Genomic DNA, 24,462 nt, shown 5'->3' on the forward strand with positions numbered 1-24,462 from the left:
GAGTTGTTGGTCTTTGATACCTTTTGCGGACTCTACGCCTCCGCTGACATCGACCGCAAATGCTTGCGTGGTCTTTATGGCGTCTTCAACATTTTCAGGCTTTAAGCCGCCTGCCAAAATTAAAGGGATATCGAGTTTGGGGAACTGCGACCAGTCAAAGCTGTGCCCTGTTCCGCCTTTCAGCTCAGGATGCCAAGCGTCTAAGAGTACTGCACTTGCGCCTGCTTGTTGATAGTTTTTTATGGTTTCTATGACATCCAGCTCAGGCTTGACCTGAAGGGCTTTATACCAGCGCCGTCCAGTCCGCTCAGCGATAGCGGCGCATTCGGCTGCGGTTTCATCGCCATGAAACTGGAGCATGTCCAAAGGCGCTTCTTTCAGCACAGCCTCTATTTCATCTGCAGAAGCATTTACGAAAAGGCCAACGGTCTGCACATAGGCGGGAATATGCCGCATCAGTGCCTTGGCCTGTTCTGCCGTCACGCTGCGCGGGCTGGGCGGATAAAAAACCAAGCCAATTGCGTCTGCGCCTGCATGGACAGCAGACTGTATATCCTGCGGCCGGGTCAGGCCGCAGATTTTGGCACGGGTTCGCATCATGATTGCTCTATTTATGGCGGTGTATTTTGAATCGCCGATTCATCTATTTTGAGGGCAAATTATTGTAATGCAATTTTGAACTGTTGCGTGCAAATTCAGCAGCTTTATCTGCTCATGCAAATAGAAAAGCCCTGATGACTCAGGGCTTTTCTATGCTTCAAAAGATTATTTCATTGCATAGCGCAAAGTTACCCAAGCGGTGCGGCCGTCTTGGTTATAGTCTTTATTCGTCTGATATTCTTTATCAAACATGTTGGCAAGTTTTGCCTGAATACTGAATTCAGGTGTAGCTTGATAAGCAACTCGCACATCAGCTGTTGCAAATGCGCCTAAATATTGCGTATTCGCTGGATTAGTATAACGCTTATCTTCAGCATGCACTGAACCGCCTACTGTCCACTTATCCATTTTATAGTCAGCAGAAACATTCAACAATTGTTTAGGTATATATACTGCCTGTTTACCTTTATTTGCAGTATTGCCTCGGTCTTCTGGTTTTTGATAAGTGTAGTTAACATTCCACATCCAATTACTAAGATTTTGCCCTACTTCAAGCTCCCCCCCTTGAATACGCGCCTTATCTATATTAATTGCTGGCCATCCTACAATCATATTGTCAAATTCATTATTGAAAATGTTCAATTGCCAATCCAGCCATTGACGGCCTTTAAAACCAATTTCAATATTTTCAGCTTCTTCTGGCTTTAAGTTAACATTACCCGCACCCGGCCAATACAACTCATTAAAAGTAGGCGTTCTAAATGCCTTACCCCATGCAGCATAGGCTGTGTAGTCATCATTGAAACGATAACCAACACTAGCATTGCCAGTAGTATGGTCACCATACTGCTCATTGTCATCAAAACGGACAGCAGCCTGCAGATCAACTGCGCCAATTGCTCCTAAATATTGAGTAAAGTAGCCAATATTATTACGCTCTTTAAGAGTATATGCTGTCTCACTGGTGACTTTATCATCTTGATAATCAACACCAAACATTAAAGTATGCTGCGGGTGCAATGACAATGTATTTAACCAGGAAGCATTATTGCGCTCAGTATTAATATGTGAAGTTGTACTGGCAACTGTTTCTAATTTGTCTTCAGTACGCCCTATTTTAAATTCAGTTTCCCATACATTAATTGGCTTATATTTAGCAGTCACACCGTAAATATTTTGATTGATGTTAGAATATATATTTGGACTGCTGTCATATTCATTTTTACCATCAGTATAAAGCACATTGCCTTCTAAGCTAAATTGATCATTAAATTGATGACCGGCCCTTACAGAAACTGATTTATTCTCATAGCCGTCTTTATCTGGATCGTATCCCCATCCCGTTGGCGCTGTCGTGTTAATACCCTGTGTTTTACGACCTGCAAGGCTCAATGTTGCCCATGAATTCCCTTCTTTCACATGAACCCCGATATTACCGTCATAAGTTTCATGCGAACCGTAGGTCATCGATGCAAATGGCTTAATTCCATCTTGACTGCCTTTACGCGTAAAGATCTGAATCACGCCGCCAATAGCTTCAGCACCATACAAACTTGAACGCGGTCCGCGAATCACTTCAACACGCTCAATCTGATCGATTGGGAAATGTTCAAATGCGGCTGCACCTGTTGTTGCAGAACCGACCTTTTGCCCATCAACCAGCACTAAAACATTGTTTGATTTTGTGCCACGCAATGAAATACCTGAAGTTTTGCCTTCACCGCCATTACTTCTCATAGAAATACTTGGAACTGTTTTCAGCAAATCAGTCAATGAGTTAAATTGTTTGCGTTCAATTTCAGCCCGATCAATGACCGTCACACCTGCCATTGTATGTTGATCTGGTGTAACTGTTCGGTTTGCCGTCACATTGATAGTGGGCAAAGTTTCTGCCATTGCAGCTGAAAGTGGCGACAAAATAAAAAGAGAACCCAATAAGGTCTTTGAGATAGGATGCATGCTGTATTCCCCGATCGCACCGCCCGTGCGAAGATATAAATGGATAACGCATAGGCGGATTACGGGTAAGCAATACAAAAAGCATGCAATCCCTGTCTAACGCCCGCCGCATTATGTGTAGGTTGCATCAGGCCGGTCTCCGGACTTAAGGGCAAACCCTATTCACCGTTGCGGGGGCAGTGTCAGCGTTTGACTGACTTCCCAGTTTCACTTCGCATATGGAAGCACCTGAAGCGCAGGCAGAGTAATTTTTAGCAGGCTTGAAGTCAAGCTGAATCTGACCGCATCAAAAAATTTACGCTGCGCTGTTTATTCATTGCCGCGCCAGACTATGGCATTATCCTTTTTTATATGCAGACACAGATTTTCAAACCCTTAAGGAATACAGCATGGGCCACCGTTTAAGCAAAATTTACACCCGCACAGGCGACTCAGGCACCACCGGCCTAGGCGACGGTTCACGCGTTGCCAAAGATGATTTGCGCATCGGCGCCTTAGGCGATGTCGATGAACTGAATGCCTGCGTCGGCATTCTGCGCTCGCAGATTGCGGCCAGCGCAATTGCGGATAAAGCAGCTTGGGACAAACCGCTGAGCCTGATTCAGCACTGGCTGTTTGATCTGGGCGGCGAAGTCTGCATTCCCAACTACACCCTGCTGCAGCCGGTCTGCGTTGAGTTTCTGGAAAAAGAAATTGACCGCATGAACGAAAGCCTGCCTATTCTGAAAGATTTTATCCTTCCTTCGGGAACGCTGGCGTGCAGCTATGCGCATCAGGCCCGCGCGGTCTGCCGCCGTGCGGAACGCGCGTTAATGTCTGTGCAGGCCCGCGATCAGAACATTCAGGCAGCCGCCCTGCAGCTGCTTAACCGCCTGTCCGACTGGCTGTTTGTCGCATCACGCGCCCTGCAGCGCGCCGAAGGCGGTTCGGAAGTGCTGTGGCAAAAAAATATCAACGAAACGATTTAAGGTTAATGCTAAATTGATCTTTAAATGGACTGAGCTTGATGGCTTGCGCATGGCTGCTTAAAAGGTGGCTATGCAGGCGCTTTCCGCAAGGCCAAACAGCGCACAGTTTCCGTCATGGCATAATCAAATTTCCAGCTGACAATAAGGCGGATGCATGAGAATCATCGGACACCGCGGCGCCCGCGGTGAAGCGCCTGAAAATACTTTAGGCGGTTTTCAGTATATTCACGGCTTAGGCATCCGCGCGGCCGAGTTTGACGTGCGCCAGCTCAAAGACGGCGAACTGGTGATTATGCATGATGACAATTTCCTCAGAACCACAGGCATAGACAAAAGCCTCTACGAATGCGCCAGCACAGAGCTTGCGCCGTTTAATCAGGCTCATATCTGGATGGACTGGGACAGGCAGGCCACACCAGCCCTGCGCGATGCGCTGCGGATCATGCATGACTTTGAGCATCTTGAAGTTGAAGTTAAGGCAGTAGAAACCGCGCAGCAGGCTGAAAGGCTGATCATCGAACTGCAGAAACAGCTGCAGGGCTTTGAGCGCACGGCGGTGATCACCAGTTTTGACCTGAAAATCCATCAGGCTTTAATCCGGCAGAACAGCGCTTTCAGGCGGGGCCTGCTGATTGAGGATGACAGCGGAGAACAGGCCATTGCGCAGGCTTTGGCATTCGGCTGCTGCCAAATCGGCTGGATGGACCGGTTGGCCACGCCGGAAATCATCCGGGCAACGCAGCAGGCGGATTTAGCCGTCAGCGTCTGGACGGTTAATAATATTGAACGCGCGCTACAGCTGCGCGGCTTAGGCATTGACGGGCTGATTACCGACTTTCCTAAAATGATGCGGCAGCATTTATGACAGTTTCAAAACCATTTTTTAATGAAAAGCCCTGCAAAAATGCAGGGCTTTTTTATGCAGAATGATCCATCCATGCAGGCGCTATTTTTTCTGCGCCTGCAGCAGATCCCGGCCGCTTTTATCCTGCAGCATCAGCTGGCCGCCTTTCAGCTGAAAGCGCTCGGCATCCTGCAGGGCATCCATCAGCACCGCTTCCTGCGCCAAAGCAGCATCGCAGCTGAAATGGCCGGCGCGCGCATTGAGCTTTACGGTACGCTGGCCGGCGTCCAGCTCATAGCTGCCCGCCAGCTCATTGCAGCCGGTATTGCCCCGGAGCTGCTTAAACTGCGAGCTGAACTGCAGATAGGGCTGATGATGAAAAAATTTGGCTTTCTGGCCTGAAATCTGGGTGATTTCCCAGCGCACATCCTGCACGCCGTCCATGCTGCTCATGGCCTGCGCAGGCCGTTCTGCAGACGCAGCGGATGCAACATGGCTGGCGCTCTGGCAGCCAGCCAGCAAAAACGCAGCCGACAAAGTGACCGCCAATCCGCACTTTTCTGTATATTTTTCCTGTTTTTCACGGCAATATCGAACAACTGTCATCAACACCCTCTAAGCTTCGATAAAATCAATAAATAGTCAGTCTTATTCTGTTACTGTTTAGTACAATACAACTGTACAATAAATACTGTGAACAGCTGTTTGCGCATGCTAATATGCTGAAGTCTTAATCCATAGAAAGAATATGGATTTTACTTTCTATTCAAACCTGCCAAGGTTCTAGGAGTACTGCCGGAGATGACCGCTCCCCTACCCAAAGCCCCAATTAACTGGATTGCCGTATTTGCCTTGATATTCTTGCCAATTGTGGCGGCAATTGCAATTCCGTTATATGCCTATCACCATGATTTCAGCTTAGCCGCCTGGATCAGCATGTTTGTTTTGCTGGGCGTCAGCAGTTTGGGCATCACGGCAGGCTATCACCGCTTATGGGCGCACCGCGCTTATGAAGCCACCTTGCCATTAAAAATTATTTTAATGATTATGGGCACATTTGCCGTTCAGAACAGCATTCTGTTCTGGGCTTCAGGCCACCGCACCCACCACCGCCATGTCGATGATATCGAGCAAGACCCCTACTCCATCAACCGCGGCTTCTGGTATGCGCATATCGGCTGGATGCTCCGTGACTATCCGTCAGGCGCCGCCAACTATAAAAACGCGCCGGATTTGCTGAATGACAAACTGGTGATGTTCCAGGACAAATACTATGTTCCACTGGTTATTGCCGTGCATGCCAGCATTCTGCTGCCGATCGGCTGGGCGGTAGGCGACATGTGGGGCGTGCTGCTGCTGGGCGGCTTAATGCGCCTGATCCTCAGCCACCATGTAACCTTCTTCATCAACTCGCTGTGCCATATGTGGGGTTCGCGTCCGTATACCGATGAAAATACGGCGCGCGACAATTTTGTCCTTGCGATTGCCACTTGGGGCGAGGGCTACCACAACTACCACCACATTTTCCAGTACGATTACCGCAACGGCGTGAAATGGTGGCAGTACGATCCGACTAAATGGCTGATCTGGTCTTGCTCTAAATTAGGCTTAGCCAAAAACCTGCGCCGCATTCCAAGCTTCAACATCAAAAAAGCCGAATTGGCGATGAAGTTCAAATATGCCGAGCAGGATTTGGCGGTGTATGGACACAATGTCAATGAAGACATGGCGACTGTGAAGCTGCGCATTTCACAGGAATATGACGCTTTTTCTCAAACCTTGAATGACTGGGCAAAACTGAAAGAGCTTGAGATTCAGGCGAAGAAAGCTTCGGTTGCCGAGAAGATTCACCAAATGGACGACAAGCTGAAAATGGAATTCCAATTGGTTGAACAGCGCCTTTCGCACCACCGCCAGACACTGAACCTGCTGGTCAGCAGCCTAAAGAAAAAGACCGCCAGCTGATCCCTCTGCGCTCATTCATAATGCAGTCAGAAAAAGCCCCGCATTTGGGGCTTTTCTTTATTTGAAATTCACGATAATAATGGGCATCTGCAATATAAAAAGCGCATCACTATGGAAATAAGCAATATCCCCTTTGGCCTCACCAACTGGGATGAAATAGCCACCGAAAGATATGAAGGCGAAAACGGCTACGCGCTTTGGCGCACGCAGCGCTTTGGGCCAATCCGCGTGCGCATTGTGGAATACTCTGCCGGCTATATGGCCGACCATTGGTGCAGCAAAGGCCATATCCTCTTTTGCATAGCGGGCGAACTGCATACAGAACTGCAGGATGGGCGCCATTTCATTTTAAAGGCCGGCATGAGCTATCAGGTTGCGGACAATGCCGAAGCGCACCGCTCCTACTCGGAAACCGGCGCGCGCCTGTTCATCGTGGACTGAATTGCGGATTAAGCATTTACCGCACATCCGCCTGCGCAACTTTGCTATAGTTTAAACCTATTCAGCACTTGCCCATTTTGTCTATGCATTTCAATTCACGCTATTCTGCGCTCCCGGAAAAACTCTATCACCATCAGCAGCCCTCAGCGCTGCAAGGCGCTAAAGCCGGGCATTTCAATGCGGCGCTGGCAGATGAGCTGCAGTGGTCAGATGCCGATAAAGCCGCATGGGTTGAAATCTGCAGTGGCCGGAAAACCTTTGCCGAATTTGAGCCTTTAGCCATGGCCTATGCAGGCCATCAGTTCGGGCAATGGGCAGGCCAGCTGGGCGATGGACGCGGGCTGCTGATTGCGCAGATTATCGATAAAAATGGCCAAACCGTAGACCTACATCTTAAAGGCGCCGGCGCCACGCCTTACTCGCGCATGGGCGACGGCCGCGCGGTGCTGCGCTCAGTGATCCGCGAATATCTGGCCGGCCATGCGCTGAATGCCTTGGGCATTCCCTCCAGCAATGCGGTGGGCTTCACCTCCTCCACGCAAGGCGTGCAGCGCGAGAAGCTGGAACTGGGCGCCATGATGCTGCGGACCTCCGACTGCCATATCCGCCTGGGGCATTTTGAATGGATCAATCAGTATCAGCCGGCCCTGCTGCCTGAATTTACCCAAAAATGCATCGAATGGCACTATCCGCAATGCCTTGCGGCGGAACAGCCGGTGCTGGCTTTCGCCGCTCAGGTGATTCAGCGCACTGCGGTGATGATTGCGAAATGGCAGCTGGCGGGTTTCGCGCACGGCGTCATGAATACCGACAATTTGAATATTACCGGCTCCACTCTGGATTTCGGCCCTTACGGCTTTATGGAGCGCTTCCGCCCGAACTGGATCAACAACCATTCGGACTATCAGGGCCGCTACACCTATCAGCAGCAGCCGAGCATCGGGCACTGGAATTTATGGACTTGGCTGAATAATTTAATTCCGCTGTGCCCGGCAGGCGATGACAAGGCGCAATGGAAAGAGGATCTGGCCAAATGTCTGGAACATTTTGAGCCGGCCTTTCTGGAGCATTACACGCTGGGCTTATGCCGGAAAATGGGCCTGCCCAGCCTGCATAAAGACAGCTTTGACTGCGCCATGGCGTTTTTGCGCGTGCTGCAAAGCGAGCAGCTGGACTATACGCAAAGCTTTATCCGCCTGCAGAACAAGCAGTATGAGCTGATTAAGGATGACTGCCTTGACCGGCGCCAGTTTGAAGGATTCCTGGCGCAGTATCACGGCATCCGCGGGCTGCAGGACACCGCTGCGCTGGATGAGGCGATGGCGGCAGCCAACCCGCGCTATATTCTGCGCAACCACATGGCGCAAAAAGCCATTGAGCTTGCGGAATGCGATGACTTCTCAGAAGTCGAGCGCCTGTTCCAGCTGCTGCGCCAGCCTTATGTTCAGCAGCCAGACTTGGAGCAGGCAAGCGACTTGGCGCCATTGCCGGGCGATCAGCCTGAAGTGGCGGTCAGCTGTTCATCTTAAAACAGCAAATCTGCGGATAAATTTTGACTTATCCGCAGTGCGCTGAAACAGCAAACAGGCAATAAAAAACTGGGCAGATCACTCAGCCCGGTCTGGCATAAAATGCGCGGCCCGCCTATTTCAGAACGGAGCAAAGCGCGCCGGCATCCTCAGCGCATTAAAATGTCGACAGCCCGCTCCACTCCATAAAGCGGTACAGCATATACTTCAGCTTGGATTCGTCAGCATACTTGCTGTAATCCACACTCATCTGGCGGCCGTGCAGATTTGACCATGCGCCATTGAAATACTGCTCCGCATCTTTAAAAACAGCGCTTTGCGGCTGTCCAAGCACCCGCAGATTGGTTTCCAGATTGTAGTTTTTCAGATTGCGCGCAGTAAAGTTGGAGGAGCCCAGAATCAGCTCGGCCTGCTGCGCGCCGTATTTCGCAATCATTTTGCTGTGGCACTGCTCGCCCTGGGTATTGCACCAGCGCACCGGCACGCCGGCATCGTTCAGTTCCGACGCCACCTGGCGGTTCGGTATGCCGTTCTTTTGGCGGCCGAAGGCATCCTTGTTCGGGTCCAGCAGCACCCGCACATGCACCCCGCGCTCATGGGCTGCAATCAGGCCCTGAATGATCTTGCGTTCAGACAGATAGAAAATGGCCAAATCAATGCGCTCTTGCGGCTTGGCGCTGTCCAGCAGCTGCAGCACGGCATCGTAAATGGCTGCTTCGGTCAGCACCTGCACCTGCGGATCGCTCGGCGCCGCTTCAAACTCGCCGGCAATCACTGCAGGAAAATCGGCTTTGGACATCATCGCCACAGCCTGCTCGGTTTTCAGCACATCCAGCGCGGTATTGCCGCTCACCAGCAGGGCGACATTCGAATGGCGCGAACTGCCGTCATGCGGATTCATGGAAGTCACCAGCGCCTGCCAGCCCTCTGCCGTATCTACCACCAAGGTTTTGCGGTGATTGGCTTTAAAATTGAATAAATCCAGATAGCTTCTGATGGTGATTTTTTCATGGCCGAATGGATTCGGCAGCCACCCTTGTTCCGGATTATTGCGGACTCCCTGGCAGCACAGGTACCAGAAGCCCGACCATGCCGGATTGGATGCGCGCAACGGCGTTAAATCGGTTTCAATCACGTCGATTCCGGCCTGACGCAGCTGGCGGTAGTGTTCGGGCGCCACGCCGCCGTACACCGAATTGATCGGGTCGGTGATCAGCTTGATTTCAACATTCGGCGCTTGCCTGCGCTTCTGAATCAGGGCATCGGCCAGCTGCTGCGCCAGCGCCTGATGGGCGATTTTAGAGGTGCCGACTTCTTTATTGAACAGGAACATATCCAGCACAATCGTGGTTTGCGCCTGATCAATCAGGCGCAGCATCTGCTTGAAAATCTGCTGATCCAGATGCAGCTTTCCAGACGCATCGGCATAGCTTTGATCGGCGATAAACTGCACCTTGGCATGGCGCAGCTTGCCGGTGTAATCCAGCCCCTGCGGCAGGGGCTTATAAGTGTGATAAATTGCCGAAGAAAGGTAGCCGATGGCCAGCAGTCCGATCACTGCGCTGATGTAGCGCCGGCGTGACCAATTCAGCTTGCCGTGAATTTTCTGAAAGATACGCATAATAAAAAACCTAGTCCAATGCGCTCAGACTAGGTTTTATCCTGTGATTTTTCAAGAGGATTTCTGTGACTTCAGGCTGTTTACGGCGCTAAAATCACAGGCCGGGATCAGAAGCCGAATTCGACGCCCACTGTAAAATTGCGCCCGGTTTGAGGAATATTCGACAGGAAAGAGGCATGCGAATACACCTGGTCATCCAGCAAGTTATTGGCGTTGAAATACACGCGGTAATCGCCGGCTTTGCTGTACTTTGCGGCATAGGCCAGGCCGAGATTCAGCATATTGTAGCCGGAGGTTTCCTGCTCATAGGCCGCGAACTCATCCTGCTTAAACACATGGGAATATTCCGCCGTGCCTGACCAGCCGCCGGCAAAGCCGGCATTGACTTTCGCGCCCAAGCGCCCTGCAGGCACGCGCGGCGCATTTTCGCCGTCAATTTTGCCGCGCACATAGTCGCCGAATATGCTCAGCTTATAGCTGTCGCTTAAAGCATAGCCGGTTTCAGCTTCTATGCCGTAAAACTTGGCTTTGTCCTGCGTGTAGTCCACAAGGCGGAAGTTTTCATGCCGGTCGGTGGTGGCCGCGTAGATATAGCTGTCATACCAGTTGTGATAGGCATGCACATGATAATCCAGCCGGTCCGCCGCATAGTGCAGGCCCAATTCCAGATTATTGGATTTTTCCGCGCCCAGATTTTGATTGCCGCGCTCATAGGTATTGGTGGCAAAATGCTTGCCCTTGGCATACAGCTCCTGCGCCAGCGGCAGCCGTTCCTGATGCGATGCAGACAAAGACAGCTTATAGTCCGGCGCAAACTCCCAGCTGGCTGCGCCCGAATAGGAAATAGCGTAATCATCAAAGTCTTTCTGCGCGGAGTCAATGTCAATCTTCTGCTGATCCGCGCGCGCGCCCAGCTCAACATGCACATCGCCAAACTGCCTGTGCTCCAGGCCGAACAGGCTCCATTTCTGCGTTTTGCTTGGATTCATCAGCGCTTCTTCGCCGCGGATGTCCAGCTTCTGCTGATTGTACTGCGCGCCAATCACCCCTTCCCAGCCCGCCGCCGGCTTATGCGCCAGCTCTAGGCGCGCATCATAGCCCTTGCTTTTGAAGGCGGTCATCACTGCGCTTTCTTCCTTTTCATCATGCTGATAGTCGGTATAGCTGGCATGCGCGCGCAATTTCTGAAAGCCGGCAAAAGGTTCCGCCAGTTCTGTGCGCACATCATAGCGCTCCGATTTCAAATCAACCCAAGGCCCTGCATGCTCCTCTTCATGCGCATGGCCGTGGCCGGGTGCGGGCGCAGGCCCGTGCGCATGGCAATCCAGCTCGTCGCCATGCGGATGGCAGTCTTCATATTCATGGCTGTGGCCCGGCAAGCCGTATTTGTCCTGGCGGCTGCTGTAGGCGGCGCCGACAAAGCCGCGCTCATGAATCCATGAGCCGCCGACATTCACGGTTTGCCCTTCGGCAAAGGTATTGTCCACGCGGCGCTCTTTTTCAAGCTCGCCGTCATGATCATGGAAATAATCCGGAGCGATATAGTTATTGGCTTTGCGCTTGGAGCCTTCTACACGCACAGCAAACTGCCCGCCCAACGCTGCCGTGACCCCGGCGCTGGCCAGCTTCTCATCGCTGCCGGAGTTGTAGCGCAGCCCGGCCCGGCCTTCATAGCCGTTTTCCGGCATTTGCGCTGGAATTTTCTGATCCGTCACATTCACCAGTCCGCCGGCGGCGCCCGCGCCATACAGCAGCGTGGACGGCCCGCGGATGATTTCAACCTGCTTGGCTAGAACCGGATCGACGGTAACCGCATGGTCAGGCGAAAGCGCTGACACATCGGCCGGTTCAGAGGCATGCTGCAGCACTTTAACCCGCGGGCCGTCCTGGCCGCGGATCACAGGCCGGCTGGAGCCCGCGCCGTACTGGTTGGAAGACACCCCCAGCTCGCCTGCCAGCGCATCGCCAATGGTGGCGGGCCGCTCCGCCAGCTGCTGCTGGCTGACAATATGATCCGCCGCGGCGAAATCCGCAGCCGTCTGCGCCAAGGGATGCACCTGCACTTGAATGGTATCCAGCCGCTGTGCCTGAACGGCATTTTCATCGGCGTATGCCAGCGGCGCGGCGGCGGCGAAAAGTGAAGCGGTAATTAAATTCTTTTTAAATAGCATTAGATTGGCTCAAACAGGTCACTGTTAATTTTTTGTTATAATATAACATTTCATTTACTTTGCAATAAAATATTGGCGGAACTTGGACTTCATTTCGTTGAGGATTCAACCAATACTCCAAAATATATATTATAATTTCTCATTATTTGATGTTTTTTGATAAAACAGTTCAATCTTTTGCAGAGCCTAATTTAATGATTTTTTTACCAGCCAACACACTAAAATCTTTCATTTCTTTTGGGCTAATTCTTTTTTATTTCATTTTTTTTATCAATTTAATTACTGATGATCGCAGCAGCTGGTCATTAGTCTATATTCCTTCATTGTTACTGGTTATTTACCTTATAAAGAATAGAATTTTTTACATTCATCCTATTGTCTTTGCTGTTGGGATTTCTTCTGCATTATTAATAACACTGAATGAATATATATTTCACATACATCAAACCGATCTTGCTATTAACAAACATGAAAATAAATACATCCACCAATTTCTATATGTAATTCCATTTATATTTTTAGGAACATTATTAAAATTTTCAAATTTTACGGCAAAAAAATTTGAAAAAATCATTCTTATAAGTATTATTTTTTCACTTATTTTCAACATATATCTTAATTTAAAACATGATTTTTATCGAGATTTATTAATTCCTGAATTTAAGTCGATCATTCTTTATGACTATTGCATCATCACACTCAGCCTTATTGGGCTAATATTCAGTTTCAAACTTAAAAACAAGCTTTCTTTTCTCTTTATTGGCTTATGCTTATTCAATATTTCTATGATTACCTTGCATGGCAGCCGCGGTGCTTGGATTGGCATTCCAATTACATTGTTTATGATTGCTTTTTATTTCTATAAAACACATCTTAAACACACTATTTTTATGATACTCATGTCACTCATGCTTACTATTGGCATGGTTTTTATGCCAAATTCTCCCATTATGGACCGTATCGATCATCTTCAAAGCGATGCCTCTTTAATGGAGAAAAATGATTATAATACGAGTGTTGGAACACGTTTTGCCTTATGGAAATTCGCTTTAGAAAAATTTCAACAAGCGCCTTATGCCGGAAATGGATTTGTTAATTTTAAAAATCAAATTTGCGCACCCGAATCTAAAAATATAGTGCCTAACTGCCAACCGCACGCACATAATATTATTTTCCAAGAACTTGCAGCACACGGCCTACTCGGTTTTTTAAATATTTTACTACTGTCATCTTTACCTCTTTATTATTTTATAAAAAACTTGATGAAAAACCCAAATCGACATACACGACTTTTAGCATTTTCAGGGTTAATCACCATGCTTTACCTCACAATCTGCAGCATGAGTGATTATTTATTCTTTTTCCCCTTTCCGACAATGTTCACTTTTTTAATTATATTAAGTTTACTCAACATTATTTATGTTGAAAATTTAAATAACGAAAACAAAAATGATGCATCGTTTTGATGATGAATATAAAAGACTAAAGAATGCCTTTTACTTTATCTCACGCTGTTTTAGCGCCGCCGCTGTCGCGCCTTACAGGCGGGCGCCTGCCCACCGCCGCTTTAGCCATCGGCTGCATGGTGCCGGATTTATTCCGGCTGTTTAGCGACGAACGCTCCGATGTGACGCATTTGTGGAGCGCGCTGATTCATCCGGATTTATGGATTGGCCTGGCATTTTGCGCAGCCTGGTATCTGCTGTACCGTCCTGCAGTTTACCGCTTTTTAGGCCTGCAGCACGACTTAGGCATTCACAGCGCATGGGCTGCATTACGGTTTTTGGGCGCCGTCTGCGCCGCCATTATCGCCGGTACCGCCACGCACCTGATTTGGGACGGGCTGACCCACGCCGACTTCCGCACCTTTGCCTTTAAAGAGGCTTTAAGCCAGCCCGTCATGCTGCTGGGCCAAGCCTATCCGCTGCACCGCATTCTGCAAATCGGCAGCTCTTTCGCTGTCCTGCCGCTGATCGGCTGGATGAGCTGGCGCTATTATCAAAGCTATCAGCAGCATCTTCCCGTCAGCTTTAAAATCAGGCGCTTTGCCTGGGGCCTGGCCCTTGCCTCGCTCTGTGCGGGCGCTTTGCAGGCCTGGCTGTTTAACATTTCGCCTTCCAGCCAGCTGTGGCGCGCAGACTTATATGAAATGACCGGCCGCCTGCTGAATGAGTTTGCCCACGGCAGCCTGCTGATGTTCAGCTTAGGCTGCCTGCTGTTTGCCGTTCTGGACCGCGGACACCGCATGGGCTAAAGCTGCAGGCGGATGCAGCGCTAAAACCGCGCGATTTCCCGCGGTTTTTTGATCTAGTTCTTGTGACGGCCCCCTCAAAGAGGCATAATCCTAGATTAATTTTTTCTAAGGCGGTGCGCTGTTTACGCATTCGCTTCCTTAACCCATATAGTTGGATTTTTTACGCTATGATGCGAACTCATTATTGCGGTTCTTTAACCGAAGCTCAAATTGACCAGACAGTGACACTCTGCGGCTGGGTGCACCGCCGCCGCGATCATGGCGGCGTGATTTTTCTGGACATGCGCGACCGTGACGGCCTTGTGCAGGTGGTGATTGATCCGGACACTCCGGAAGCCTTTGCAACTGCTGACAAATCGCGCTCTGAATACGTGCTGAAAATTACCGGCCGCGTGCGCCGCCGCTACGAAGGCACAGAAAATGCCAATATCGTCAGCGGTCAAATTGAAGTTTTAGGCAAAGAAATTGAAGTTCTTGCAGCGTCTGAAACCCCGCCATTCCCATTGAATGACGAAAATACCAACATTTCTGAAGAAGTCCGCTTAAAGTACCGCTTCCTGGACATCCGCCGTCCGGAAATGCTGGACCGCCTGCGCTTCCGCTCTAAATTGACCAACCTGATCCGCAACTATTTCGAAGAAAACGGCTTCCTTGACGTTGAAACGCCGATTCTGACCCGCGCTACGCCTGAAGGCGCGCGTGACTATTTAGTGCCAAGCCGCGTATCCAACGGCAGCTTCTATGCCCTGCCGCAGTCGCCGCAGCTGTTCAAGCAATTGCTGATGGTCGGCGGCATTGACCGCTACTACCAAATCGCCAAATGCTTCCGCGATGAAGACTTGCGCGCTGACCGCCAGCCTGAATTCACCCAGATCGACGTTGAAACATCGTTCATGAGTGACGATGACATTATGGATCTGATGGAAACATTGACCATTAAGATGTTCAAAGAACTTCTGAACGTTGACTTCGGCAAATTCCAGCGCATGACTTATGCAGACGCGATGCGCGACTATGCGTCCGACAAGCCGGATATGCGCATTCCGCTGAAGCTGGTTGACGTTGCAGACATGATGCAGGACGTTGAGTTCAAAGTCTTCGCAGGCCCGGCTAAAGATCCGAAAGGCCGCATTGTCGCGCTCCGCGTGCCGGGCGCAGGCGCACTGCCGCGCAGCCAGATTGACGAATACACTAAATTTGTCGGCATCTACGGCGCGAAAGGCTTGGCGTACATTAAAGTCAACGAGCTTGAAAAAGGCATTGAAGGCCTGCAGTCGCCTATCGTTAAATTCATCGAACCGATCGTGCTTGATTTGCTGAAGCGCGTTGGCGCTGAAAATGGCGACATCGTCTTCTTCGGCGCGGACAAAGCCAAAATTGTGAATGATGCTATGGGCGCTTTGCGTATTAAAGTCGGCCATGACATGAAACTGTCGACTTGCGAATGGGCGCCGCTTTGGGTCGTTGACTTCCCGATGTTTGAAGAAACCGATGACGGCAAATGGACCTCTGTGCATCACCCGTTCACGCTGCCGAAATCCAGCGTTGAAGAAGTGAAGAGCAATCCGGGCCAGGCGCTGTCTGTCGCTTATGACATGGTCTTGAACGGCACTGAAGTCGGCGGCGGTTCACTGCGTATTTACACGCTGGAAATGCAGAAAGCGATTTTTGAAGCTCTGGGCATTGGCGAAGAAGAAGCCGAAGAAAAATTCAGCTTCTTATTGAATGCACTGAAATTCGGCGCGCCTCCGCATGGCGGCTTGGCATTCGGCCTGGACCGCCTGGTGATGCTGATGACTGGCGCGACGTCTATCCGTGACGTGATTGCCTTCCCGAAAACCAAGACTGCAGAATGCCCATTGACTCAGGCGCCTGCGCCGGTTGAGCCGAATCAGCTGCGTGACTTGGGCATCCGCCTGCGTGAAAAGCCGAAAGCTGAAGCCAAAGAAGCTTAATTGCGCTTTTGCTGAAGTTAAAGAACCCTGCGCTCTGCAGGGTTTTTTATTGCATTGAGATCGCCAGGCAACGGTGGCATAATAGCGCCCTATTCCACTTTGCTGTGAGCATTCTTATGGCTATGCGTCCTGAAGTCCGCCGTCGCGCAATCGTTTTAATCGTTTTTGCTATCGTGCAATGGGTTTTCATGCGCTACATCGTGGATAATCAATTATTCAATTTAACCACTTATAACCGCATTGTCGTGTTTTGCATCAGCAGCCTGGGTGGCGCCTTTATTATCTTTGTCGGTTTGATTTATATGGTGCTGAAAGGCAATGCGGATAAAGAGTAAATAATTACTTATTATCCCTAATACTAACCAAAACCATAAAATCGATATAGCGTTATTAATTGTGGCTGATAATATCTATATCCATTTTCCTTAAGATAATCAGCATTCGAGCTTTGTATGGGTCTAAAAAAATCCACTAGAAAACTATTTAGATTACTTTCATTTAATTTAAGATTTTATAGAAATGTAAGATATAAGAATCTAGAACCAAACAACTTTGCTGACCCAATAGTTTTAAATCCAGCAGATAAATCATCTGAAACTTCTATTCCCTCAATAATATGGATGTATTGGGATTCCGAACCCCCTGCACTTGTCCAAAGCTGCTTTAGTCAAATCCAAAGACTAAATCCATCTTATCAAATCAATATCTTAAATAAAGAAAATATTTCAGATTACTGCAGCTATGATTTTTCTCAATTTAAAAACCTAACTCCACAGCAGCATTCTGATTTACTAAGATTTTATCTGCTTTATCACTATGGCGGCTTATGGTTGGATGCTAGCATCATTACTTATTCCAATCTAGATTGGATCATTGATATTTGCAAAAAAAATAAAACTTCTGCTTTTGGATATTATAGAGCAGCCAATGTTACAGTGCCGGAATACCCGGTCATTGAAAATTGGCTTTTAGCTTCAGAAAAAGGGAATACTTTCTTTAAAAAATGGTTAGATGAGCTAAGTAACGCATTACTAATGGGTGTTAAATCTTATATTACGGATATAGAGAAAAATATACCAAATTCCACTGAGTATTTCCAAAAAATAGGAATGCTAGAATATTTAATTGCTTATGTAGCTTGTCAAAAAATAATGCGTGACAATAAAATAAGCATTACACTTTTTAATTGTGATGAGAATGCGTTCCTTTATCAGAATATAAATATTAAGTCGAGTACTTATTTCATTGAATCTCTAGTTTTAAGAGAAAGGCCTAATACCATGCCACATCTAATTAAACTGATTGGCGCAGATAGGAAGCTAATTGAACCATATTTCTTAAAACATAAATTCAAAAAAGATTCGCTTTTAGATTTTGATAACAAAAACTGATTGAGTGTAATTTTTCAAAATTGCTTTCAAAAGCACCCACCTTATACTTTACCCTTATTCTGCAGGATATTTTTTATACAAAAACTTCGCAATATTATATCTTAAAGGCGTTCCAAACCGGCTTATAGGCACATCATTACTCTCAACCCGCTCTTTCTCAATAGCGCTTAATTGCGAATTTTGCTCCCCTGCAGCAATGACAGGATGATCAACTACCGCCGTCATCAGAATCGAAGCCGATGGGCTGAAATCGGTCAGACAGCGCCAGTCATCGGCTGCCCGCAAAGGATGATGGTAAGCAATTAGCGTTTTGGCAATCTCCCTGTCCACAATATAGGCAACGGCATAGCAAATGCGTTGATAAAAATCAGGAGACACTTTTAAAATTTTGCGGTGCAAAAACTCAGCATCCAAAATGGCGCCGCGGACTTTACGGCTTTCTTTCATCAAAATACCGCCGATACTGAACAGGGTATTTTTCGGAATGTTCAGCCGGGCTAATTCTTCTGATAAATTTTCTACAGCTAAATCATCCGGAATAATCGCATCATCTTCCATCACAAGCGCATATTCATCATCTGTTTTTAAAAATTCTTTTAACGCTTCCAAGTGTGAAAGTGTGCAGCCAACCATGCTGGGTGAAAGCGGCCTAGACCGGCCTTTTACGCCCAGTTCAAAATATTCCTTGGCAGTCAGTTCAGCGCCTTTAATTCCGACTTTTTTAAATGGCACATTGCCTTGCTTGAAAAACGGCTGGCCTAATGTTTTTTGCAGTCTTGGCGAGCCATTTTCTTCAATGCTTACAATAAAAATTTTCATCAGAACCCACCAATTTCACACTGCATAAATGATATCTAATGTAGAATTACATAGATAGTGTTTTATATATTCTTACAGCCATGATGCGCACAATTTTTAAAAAATGGTATAAATTTCAACAAAGCAAACAAGCTAAAAAATTCAATTCGCATTGGTACATGCGTTTTGGCTGGCTGTCAGAATCCTTAAAAAGCCAAGAACAACTCAAAAATCTTTTTGAAATCCACTCACCGCGCAAATTTACCTTTGCAGACTGTTTTTATGCGCAGGAAAATGACCGCCATTTCATTTTTTTTGAAGAAGTCGATGATGTTCACCCGGTCGGCTTTTTATCGGTTATCGAAGTCTTTAAAGATGGGACTTATACTGAACCGCAAACCATTTTAAAACTGGACTATCATCTGTCCTACCCTTGTGTTTTTAAAGCCGGAAATGACTGGTACATGATTCCGGAAAGCAGCGCCAATAAGACCGTTGAACTGTGGAAATGCGCCGAGTTCCCGCTCAAATGGGAAAAGCACTCGAATATTTTAGAAGGCATTGAAGCCGTGGACAGCACGCCTTTTTATCATGAAGGCATGTGGTACCTGTTTACGTCTACACGCAGAAACTGCAAAAAATTCGGCGACCGCTTAGACTTGTTTTTTACCGAAGATATTTTAAATCCGAACTGGCAGGAGCATCCGCAGAATCCGGTATGCAGAGGCCATCAGCAGTTCCGCATGGCGGGCAAGCCATTCATTTATGACGGCAAGCTGGTCCGCCCAAGCCAAGACTCGTTAAAGCGCTACGGCGGCAATATTGAGCTGAAGGAAATTGTGCAGCTGAGCCCAGCGCACTATGAAGAACGCCTGCTGGAAGTTGTCCTGCCTGCATGGAATGACAGCGATGACGGCTGCCATACCATCAATGCCGAAGGCGGTTTTGTGGTTTTAGATGCGATCCGCTTATCCGCAAAAAGCTAAGGGATCGTCCTGAGTTATTTTTGCAGCAATTGCTCATAAATATTCAGCGTCTGCCCTGCCATCGCCTGAACAGTCAATTCAGCCTTGGCTCTGGCAAACAAAGGCTGAAATTCGGCCTGCGCCGGCTTTGACAGCGCATGCATAATGGCATTATGCAGTTCATCCGCTTGGCCGATGCCGGCCAAATACGGCGCCGGCAGCCACTCAATCACGCCATTGACTTTGGTCGATGCCATGGTTTTATCCGCCTGCAGCGCTTCAACCATCACCAGCGGAAAACCCTCGCGGTCTGAGGACAGCACCACGGCATCCGCAAGCTGAATCAAATCACGCGCATCGCTTCGGAATCCAAGAAAAGCCGTCTGGCGCTGCATGCTCTGCTGCGCTTGGTTTTCCAGGCTCTGGCGCAATGAGCCATCCCCAACAATCCAAAGATTGGCCTCTATGCCCTGCATCGCTTGAAGCAGCAGGCTGATATTTTTCACCGGCTCTAAGCGGCCAATGCACATCACAATTTTTTTGGACGCGTCTAAAGCCGGATGCTGTGCATAAATCTCAGCTTTCAGCTGCTGTTTTTGCTGATCGGAAAGCATAGGCTGCGCATACACGCCATTATAAATCACATGCGCCTTGGCAGGCGGTATGCCCTGCGTCAGCGCTTGGCTGACCGCAATAACCGCATCTGCAGCCGCATAAGCGGATTTATTTTTTTTAGTGCCATGCACCGTGCTGACAAATTTAATAGGCTTCAGCCATGCGCGGATTTTTGCAATCAGCTCAGCCGCCTTGCCGGCCTGCGCATGCACAAGATCCGGCTGAATTTGATTGATCAGGCTTTTCAGCTGCCAAAGCAGCAGAATGTTCCAGCGGCTGCGGGCAAAATCGACCGCATGAAAATGCACCCGCGGATTGAACTTTTCCGCATAGCAGGGATGCGCAATCATATGCACTTCATGCCGCTGCGACAGCTCATTCGCCAAGTTAAAGGTATGCTGCTCCAAGCCGCCGATGCCGCCGCTGGTCGCCAAGACCTGAACAATCTTCACGCTTTATCCTGCTTTTTCTTGGCCGCATTTTGATGCTGCTCAAACAGTTTTGCTTCCTTCAGAAAAGCGTAAAATGCATTGATCATGCTGTTCACAAAGCCGCGCCAGCCATTCAGGCAGCTGCGGCGGATAAAATAGGATTTCAGGAAAGTCACCGGCATGACTAAGCTGAGTTTCAATAGGCTTGGCTTTTTGCCTTTTTGAAACTTTTCCGCCGCCTTTAAATCAGAATACTGATTATTTTTTTCCACTTTGACAAAAATGCTGGATTCGCCATAGTGATAGATGTCCCCGGAAGCGCGGGCACTCTCGCCATTCACCACCACATTTTCATGCACCTGATTTTCCAGGTCATACTGGCCTTTGCTCTTGCGGAAAAAACGCACTTTGGCATGCTTTTTCGTGTGTTTGCTGTTCGGCACGCCCAAAAACACATCATTAATCGGCGTAATTAAGGCATCAATTTGGCCGGCTTGTATCGTGCGCTCAATTTCAGCTTTCAGCTCAGGCGACAGCACTTCATCGCCGTCCAGATTCAGTACCCAGTCATTGCGGCACTGCGCTAAAGCGAGGCTTTTCTGCCTGGCATAGCCCTGCCAGTCCTGATGCGCAATGCGGGTATTCGGAAATGACTGCGCAATGGCATAGGTATCATCCGCACTGCCGGAATCCAGAATAATCACTTCGGCAAAATCCTTGACGCTGTTCAGCGTATCGCGCAGCCAGGCGCCGCAGTTCAAGGTGACAATATAAACACTGCATGGGATCATAATTTATAGCGTCCTTTGGCTAAGGCAATGCGCATTTGCACGGCATTCATTGCGCCATGCGTGCTGACGCGGGGAATATTGAATTGATTTTCCGGGGTATAGGCTTCGACTTTTTTGCGGGTCGATACCGCATTTTGAAAGCCGAGCTCTTTGGCCATCTGCTGATGCTTTGCATTAAAGCGCCCAAAAGGATAGGCAAAGCTCGGGCAACGGCCCACCAGCGCTTCCACATCCTGCTTAGATGCCTGCATTTCTGCAAAAGCGTCTTCATCAGACAGTTTCAGCAAATTCACATGATGCTGGGTGTGCGCGCCAAATTCAATCACCCCAGATTCAGACATCTCGCGAATCTGTTCAGCATTTAATTTCTCAATGCCTTCTATTTGCGTTGCTAAATAAATCGTCGCTTTGGCCTTATATTTTTTCAGCAATGGATAGGCATATTGGTAATTGTCCAAAAAGCCATCATCAAAAGATAAGGCAAAAACATTGCTTTGCCCTTGATACTGATCCAGTTCAGAAACAAAGCAAAACGTGGCCTTCTTTTTGACTAAATATTGCAGCAGCTGTTCAAATTTAGCCGGCTGCATATTCATGCCTGACGCCTCTGCATGCGGCGTCACTTGATGCAGCATCACTACTCTCGGCAATTTAGCGCTGCGCAGCGGCAGCCAAAAGGTATAATTGCCCAGCAGGTACAGCACCGCTGCCAAAACTGCGATGCCGGCCAGAGCATATAAAATCCACATTAAGCATATACCTCATGCGCCCATTCATACGCTTCTGACAAAGGCTGATCAAAAGCCACTTCAATCATAAACTGGCTGATGCGCTTGGCATTGAAGCTGCTTCGGGTTTTATTCCAGCCGGCTTCTGCAATTTTCCGGGCCTGCTCCGGATGGTCTGCATAGAATTTAATTTTCGCAGCCAAATCATTCTGGTCATCAAAATAGACCACTTCCTGCTCAGTATAGAGTTTGTCAAAGCCCGGAATTCTCGGGCTGAATGTCAGCAGGCCATTGCCGGTCAGCTGCACGATGCGGTCTGAACTGTACAGTATGACATCATTTTTGCGCGAATAATTCAGCCCCATGCGCGACTCGGACAGCACCTTATAATAGCCTTTGCCGTAGACGCCCGGCTGCTCAAAACAGCCGTAATACTGATACTGCACCTGATTCTGCCGGAGGGTATCCGCCAAATCCTTCAGGAACTTTTCACGTTCCGGCTCCTTATAAATAACGCCGCAGAAAATGAACTCCTTATCAATATTTTCCGACTCGAACTGCTTCAGCACTTCCACATTGCGGTGGCCGACATTCGGCATATAGGCTGTTTTTAAATGCGGCTGCTTCAGCTTTTTCAGATATTCGCCGCCAGTCGTGCAGAAAATTGCATCCAAATACGGGGAAAAATCGCGGACAAAACCCAGCTTCTGCTCTAAATACAGCGGATCGACATACCAGAAAGCGATTTTAGTTTTTGGAAACTGCTGCTTGATTTCTTTCAGCACGCCTGGACTCATCAGGTCGCTGTGCCCAATCAAAACCAGATCCGGCTCAATATTATTGACGATTTTCAGGATTTCTTTATTGGCCCAGCTGGCGCCGAGTTTTTTAGTTTTAAAAATTGTGCCCATGCGCGCCATATCGCGGAAACTGAAGTCATAAACAAAATGGCCATTTTCAGTTAAGCCTGCGGAAATTTTGCGGTCTGTACAGTAAAAATGGGCGCCCTGCTTATTGAAGCCAAAATTCGCAATATGTAAAATTTTCATCCATCTACTCAACAAGATAAAATAGGCGTCTGCATGAAAACTTCAGGCAGCAATATAAATTCAGACAGTGCGCAAAAAAGCGGACTGATTTATATAATAAAACAGTCCGCCAATTAAAGAAAATTGTAAACGCAGAAACTTAGTCGCTCAATGAGGCATAAGGCAGATAATCATCCCAATCAAACACGGTAATATGCGGATTATTCTTAATTTTTCTTAATGTCCGCGCCTGATTCAGATACGGCGTTTCCACGCCCAGCATGCCCGCATAAATATTCATGAAATCATAGGCGCTGATAGACTTGTCCAGCTTTTCACGCACGCTCTGATCACTCGAAAGCACAATAAAAGGCACCTCGTAATTGGCTTTGGAGTTATTATCCACATGGTATGAATCGTTATTTACGGTCATGCCGTGATCGGAAAAATAGGCCATGCTGAAACTTTTTCCAGTTTTACTTAAAACGCCATGCACAGATTCAAGAAATGCATCCATTTTATTAATGCTGGATAAATAGCAATTAATCGCTTCCGGATATTGCGGATATAAGCGCGGGCTGTCAAACAGGCGCTCGCACGCATCCGGATGCGAGCCCATCATGTGCAGAAAAATCACATTGTTTTGCTTCGGATACTTTTTAATTTGCTGATCAAGCAAAGCGATCAGCTCATTATCATCTTTATTTTTCGACTGGTAATTGCCGCTTTTTAAAAACAGCTGATGCTCAGCATGAATGCCGATTTTAGACACTGCAGTATCATTTTTGCCCACAAAGCCCTGATTTGAAATCCAGATGGTATTGTATCCCGCCTGCTTAGCCAAAGTCATGACGTTCATCGAAGACTTAATATTGCGGCCTTTATCCATATAAGCCAAAGTGCGGGACAGGCTTGTTGCGGTATTTGGCGCAGTCGAAATATAATTCCCCACATACTGGACCGGCATGCGGTCTAAAAATGGCGTGGTCTTTTCCTTAAAGCCATACAGGGATAAATAATCCCGCTGCACGCTTTCACCCAGTATGAAAACCTGCGTGCTGTATTTCGGGCTGCTTTTGGAAATTTCCCAATTGACCTTTTCAGCATTGCCCTCATTGAGGATTTTTTCTTCTTTTTTATATTTCAGGGCAGCATTTGCAGTTTGAATCAGAAACACATTAAAAACATTGAATATGCATAAAAATGCGATCAAATATTTATTGACCGCCAGTTTATATGAGGTCTGATATGAACACAGATAATAAAACGTTAAAATCCCCAAGATCACAACATACAGCAGGAATTTATAATGGATAACGGACAGGAATTCCAAGGCTTCATTGGTATTGGTTTGAAAGATTGACGCAATAATGCCGATAGACATATGCCCCTGCAGAAAACCCGCCGC

The 24,462-nt window shown here is 48.1% G+C and carries 22 protein-coding genes and 1 riboswitch; of the genes, 11 read left to right on the forward strand and 11 right to left on the reverse strand.

Translation table 11 applies throughout. From position 1 onward, the window contains the following. Together RSA72_RS06905 and RSA72_RS06910 are read right to left on the reverse strand one after the other, a co-directional pair. Positions 1 to 615: phosphoribosylanthranilate isomerase (locus tag RSA72_RS06905; RefSeq protein ID WP_332624189.1), on the reverse strand; the 615-nt coding region annotated here is incomplete at its 3' end. Positions 616 to 765: 150 nt separating this feature from the next. Continuing rightward, positions 766 to 2,559 carry a TonB-dependent receptor domain-containing protein gene (locus RSA72_RS06910; protein ID WP_332624185.1) on the reverse strand — a complete coding sequence of 598 codons (1,794 nt, stop codon included), beginning with the start codon at positions 2,557 to 2,559 and terminating at the stop codon, positions 766 to 768. Positions 2,560 to 2,672: 113 nt separating this feature from the next. Then, positions 2,673 to 2,806, reverse strand: a riboswitch (cobalamin riboswitch). 142 nt (positions 2,807 to 2,948) lie between these two features. Here RSA72_RS06910 and RSA72_RS06915 point away from each other — a divergent pair. Together RSA72_RS06915 and RSA72_RS06920 are read left to right on the forward strand one after the other, a co-directional pair. Continuing rightward, on the forward strand, positions 2,949 to 3,527 hold the full coding sequence (locus tag RSA72_RS06915) for a cob(I)yrinic acid a,c-diamide adenosyltransferase (protein WP_332624186.1): 579 nt from the start codon (positions 2,949 to 2,951) through the stop codon (positions 3,525 to 3,527). A gap of 154 nt (positions 3,528 to 3,681) precedes the next feature. Further along, positions 3,682 to 4,392: a glycerophosphodiester phosphodiesterase gene (locus RSA72_RS06920; protein ID WP_332624187.1), complete on the forward strand. Its 711-nt coding sequence runs from the start codon at positions 3,682 to 3,684 to the stop codon at positions 4,390 to 4,392. Between the two features lie 81 nt (positions 4,393 to 4,473). On the opposite strand, the gene RSA72_RS06925 is transcribed toward RSA72_RS06920, so the two are convergent. Further along, the gene (locus tag RSA72_RS06925) at positions 4,474 to 4,977 is read right to left on the reverse strand and encodes an META domain-containing protein (protein ID WP_332624188.1); all 504 of its coding nucleotides are present in this window, start codon (positions 4,975 to 4,977) and stop codon (positions 4,474 to 4,476) included. 195 nt (positions 4,978 to 5,172) lie between these two features. On the opposite strand from RSA72_RS06925, the gene RSA72_RS06930 reads away from it, so the two are divergent. From RSA72_RS06930 to RSA72_RS06940, 3 genes are all read left to right on the forward strand, one after another. Beyond that, the gene (locus tag RSA72_RS06930) at positions 5,173 to 6,336 is read left to right on the forward strand and encodes an acyl-CoA desaturase (RefSeq protein WP_332622162.1); all 1,164 of its coding nucleotides are present in this window, start codon (positions 5,173 to 5,175) and stop codon (positions 6,334 to 6,336) included. Between the two features lie 111 nt (positions 6,337 to 6,447). Next, complete coding sequence (locus RSA72_RS06935; RefSeq protein WP_068909272.1) at positions 6,448 to 6,777, forward strand: DHCW motif cupin fold protein; 330 nt, start codon at positions 6,448 to 6,450, stop codon at positions 6,775 to 6,777. Positions 6,778 to 6,860: 83 nt separating this feature from the next. Further along, on the forward strand, positions 6,861 to 8,306 hold the full coding sequence (locus RSA72_RS06940; protein WP_332622164.1) for a protein adenylyltransferase SelO: 1,446 nt from the start codon (positions 6,861 to 6,863) through the stop codon (positions 8,304 to 8,306). A 157-nt stretch (positions 8,307 to 8,463) separates the two neighbouring features. Here RSA72_RS06940 and RSA72_RS06945 read toward each other — a convergent pair whose 3' ends face one another. Together RSA72_RS06945 and znuD are read right to left on the reverse strand one after the other, a co-directional pair. Next, on the reverse strand, positions 8,464 to 9,927 hold the full coding sequence (locus RSA72_RS06945) for a phospholipase D family protein (RefSeq protein WP_332622145.1): 1,464 nt from the start codon (positions 9,925 to 9,927) through the stop codon (positions 8,464 to 8,466). Positions 9,928 to 10,034: 107 nt separating this feature from the next. Then, complete coding sequence (gene znuD / locus RSA72_RS06950; RefSeq protein ID WP_332622146.1) at positions 10,035 to 12,098, reverse strand: zinc piracy TonB-dependent receptor ZnuD; 2,064 nt, start codon at positions 12,096 to 12,098, stop codon at positions 10,035 to 10,037. A 149-nt stretch (positions 12,099 to 12,247) separates the two neighbouring features. Here znuD and RSA72_RS06955 point away from each other — a divergent pair, with 149 nt between their 5' ends. The 5 genes from RSA72_RS06955 to RSA72_RS06975 all read left to right on the forward strand — a co-directional run bounded on the left by RSA72_RS06955 (position 12,248) and on the right by RSA72_RS06975 (position 17,698). Continuing rightward, positions 12,248 to 13,564, forward strand: coding sequence for an O-antigen ligase family protein (locus RSA72_RS06955; protein WP_332622148.1), 1,317 nt, complete (start codon positions 12,248 to 12,250; stop codon positions 13,562 to 13,564). 23 nt (positions 13,565 to 13,587) lie between these two features. Continuing rightward, positions 13,588 to 14,352, forward strand: coding sequence for a DUF4184 family protein (locus RSA72_RS06960; RefSeq protein ID WP_332622149.1), 765 nt, complete (start codon positions 13,588 to 13,590; stop codon positions 14,350 to 14,352). A 167-nt stretch (positions 14,353 to 14,519) separates the two neighbouring features. Then, the gene (aspS, locus tag RSA72_RS06965; protein WP_332622150.1) at positions 14,520 to 16,307 is read left to right on the forward strand and encodes an aspartate--tRNA ligase; all 1,788 of its coding nucleotides are present in this window, start codon (positions 14,520 to 14,522) and stop codon (positions 16,305 to 16,307) included. 116 nt (positions 16,308 to 16,423) lie between these two features. Further along, complete coding sequence (locus tag RSA72_RS06970; protein WP_332622151.1) at positions 16,424 to 16,642, forward strand: hypothetical protein; 219 nt, start codon at positions 16,424 to 16,426, stop codon at positions 16,640 to 16,642. 117 nt (positions 16,643 to 16,759) lie between these two features. Then, a complete protein-coding gene (locus RSA72_RS06975) occupies positions 16,760 to 17,698 on the forward strand; it encodes a glycosyltransferase family 32 protein (protein WP_332622152.1) in 939 nt (312 codons plus the stop codon). A gap of 54 nt (positions 17,699 to 17,752) precedes the next feature. Here the strand turns inward: RSA72_RS06975 and RSA72_RS06980 are convergent, their stop codons facing one another. Then, on the reverse strand, positions 17,753 to 18,517 hold the full coding sequence (locus RSA72_RS06980) for a glycosyltransferase family 25 protein (RefSeq protein WP_332622153.1): 765 nt from the start codon (positions 18,515 to 18,517) through the stop codon (positions 17,753 to 17,755). An 80-nt stretch (positions 18,518 to 18,597) separates the two neighbouring features. Here RSA72_RS06980 and RSA72_RS06985 point away from each other — a divergent pair, with 80 nt between their 5' ends. Continuing rightward, positions 18,598 to 19,482, forward strand: coding sequence for a glucosamine inositolphosphorylceramide transferase family protein (locus RSA72_RS06985; protein WP_332622154.1), 885 nt, complete (start codon positions 18,598 to 18,600; stop codon positions 19,480 to 19,482). A 14-nt stretch (positions 19,483 to 19,496) separates the two neighbouring features. On the opposite strand, the gene RSA72_RS06990 is transcribed toward RSA72_RS06985, so the two are convergent. From RSA72_RS06990 to RSA72_RS07010, 5 genes are all read right to left on the reverse strand, one after another. Next, entirely contained in the window at positions 19,497 to 20,528 is a 1,032-nt protein-coding gene (locus RSA72_RS06990; protein ID WP_332622156.1) for a glycosyltransferase, read from the reverse strand. Further along, a complete protein-coding gene (locus tag RSA72_RS06995) occupies positions 20,525 to 21,298 on the reverse strand; it encodes a glycosyltransferase family 2 protein (protein ID WP_332622157.1) in 774 nt (257 codons plus the stop codon). Before RSA72_RS06995 ends, RSA72_RS06990 begins: the two co-directional genes overlap by 4 nt. Next, complete coding sequence (locus RSA72_RS07000; protein WP_332622158.1) at positions 21,295 to 22,047, reverse strand: polysaccharide deacetylase family protein; 753 nt, start codon at positions 22,045 to 22,047, stop codon at positions 21,295 to 21,297. Before RSA72_RS07000 ends, RSA72_RS06995 begins: the two co-directional genes overlap by 4 nt. Beyond that, positions 22,047 to 23,075, reverse strand: coding sequence for a glycosyltransferase family protein (locus RSA72_RS07005; protein WP_332622160.1), 1,029 nt, complete (start codon positions 23,073 to 23,075; stop codon positions 22,047 to 22,049). Before RSA72_RS07005 ends, RSA72_RS07000 begins: the two co-directional genes overlap by 1 nt. A gap of 139 nt (positions 23,076 to 23,214) precedes the next feature. After that, a partial coding sequence (locus tag RSA72_RS07010) for a phosphoethanolamine transferase (RefSeq protein WP_332632905.1) occupies positions 23,215 to 24,462 on the reverse strand: 1,248 nt, incomplete at its 5' end.

The organism is Acinetobacter sp. (assembly GCF_036659555.1).
In the GTDB taxonomy this organism is placed as follows: domain Bacteria; phylum Pseudomonadota; class Gammaproteobacteria; order Pseudomonadales; family Moraxellaceae; genus Acinetobacter.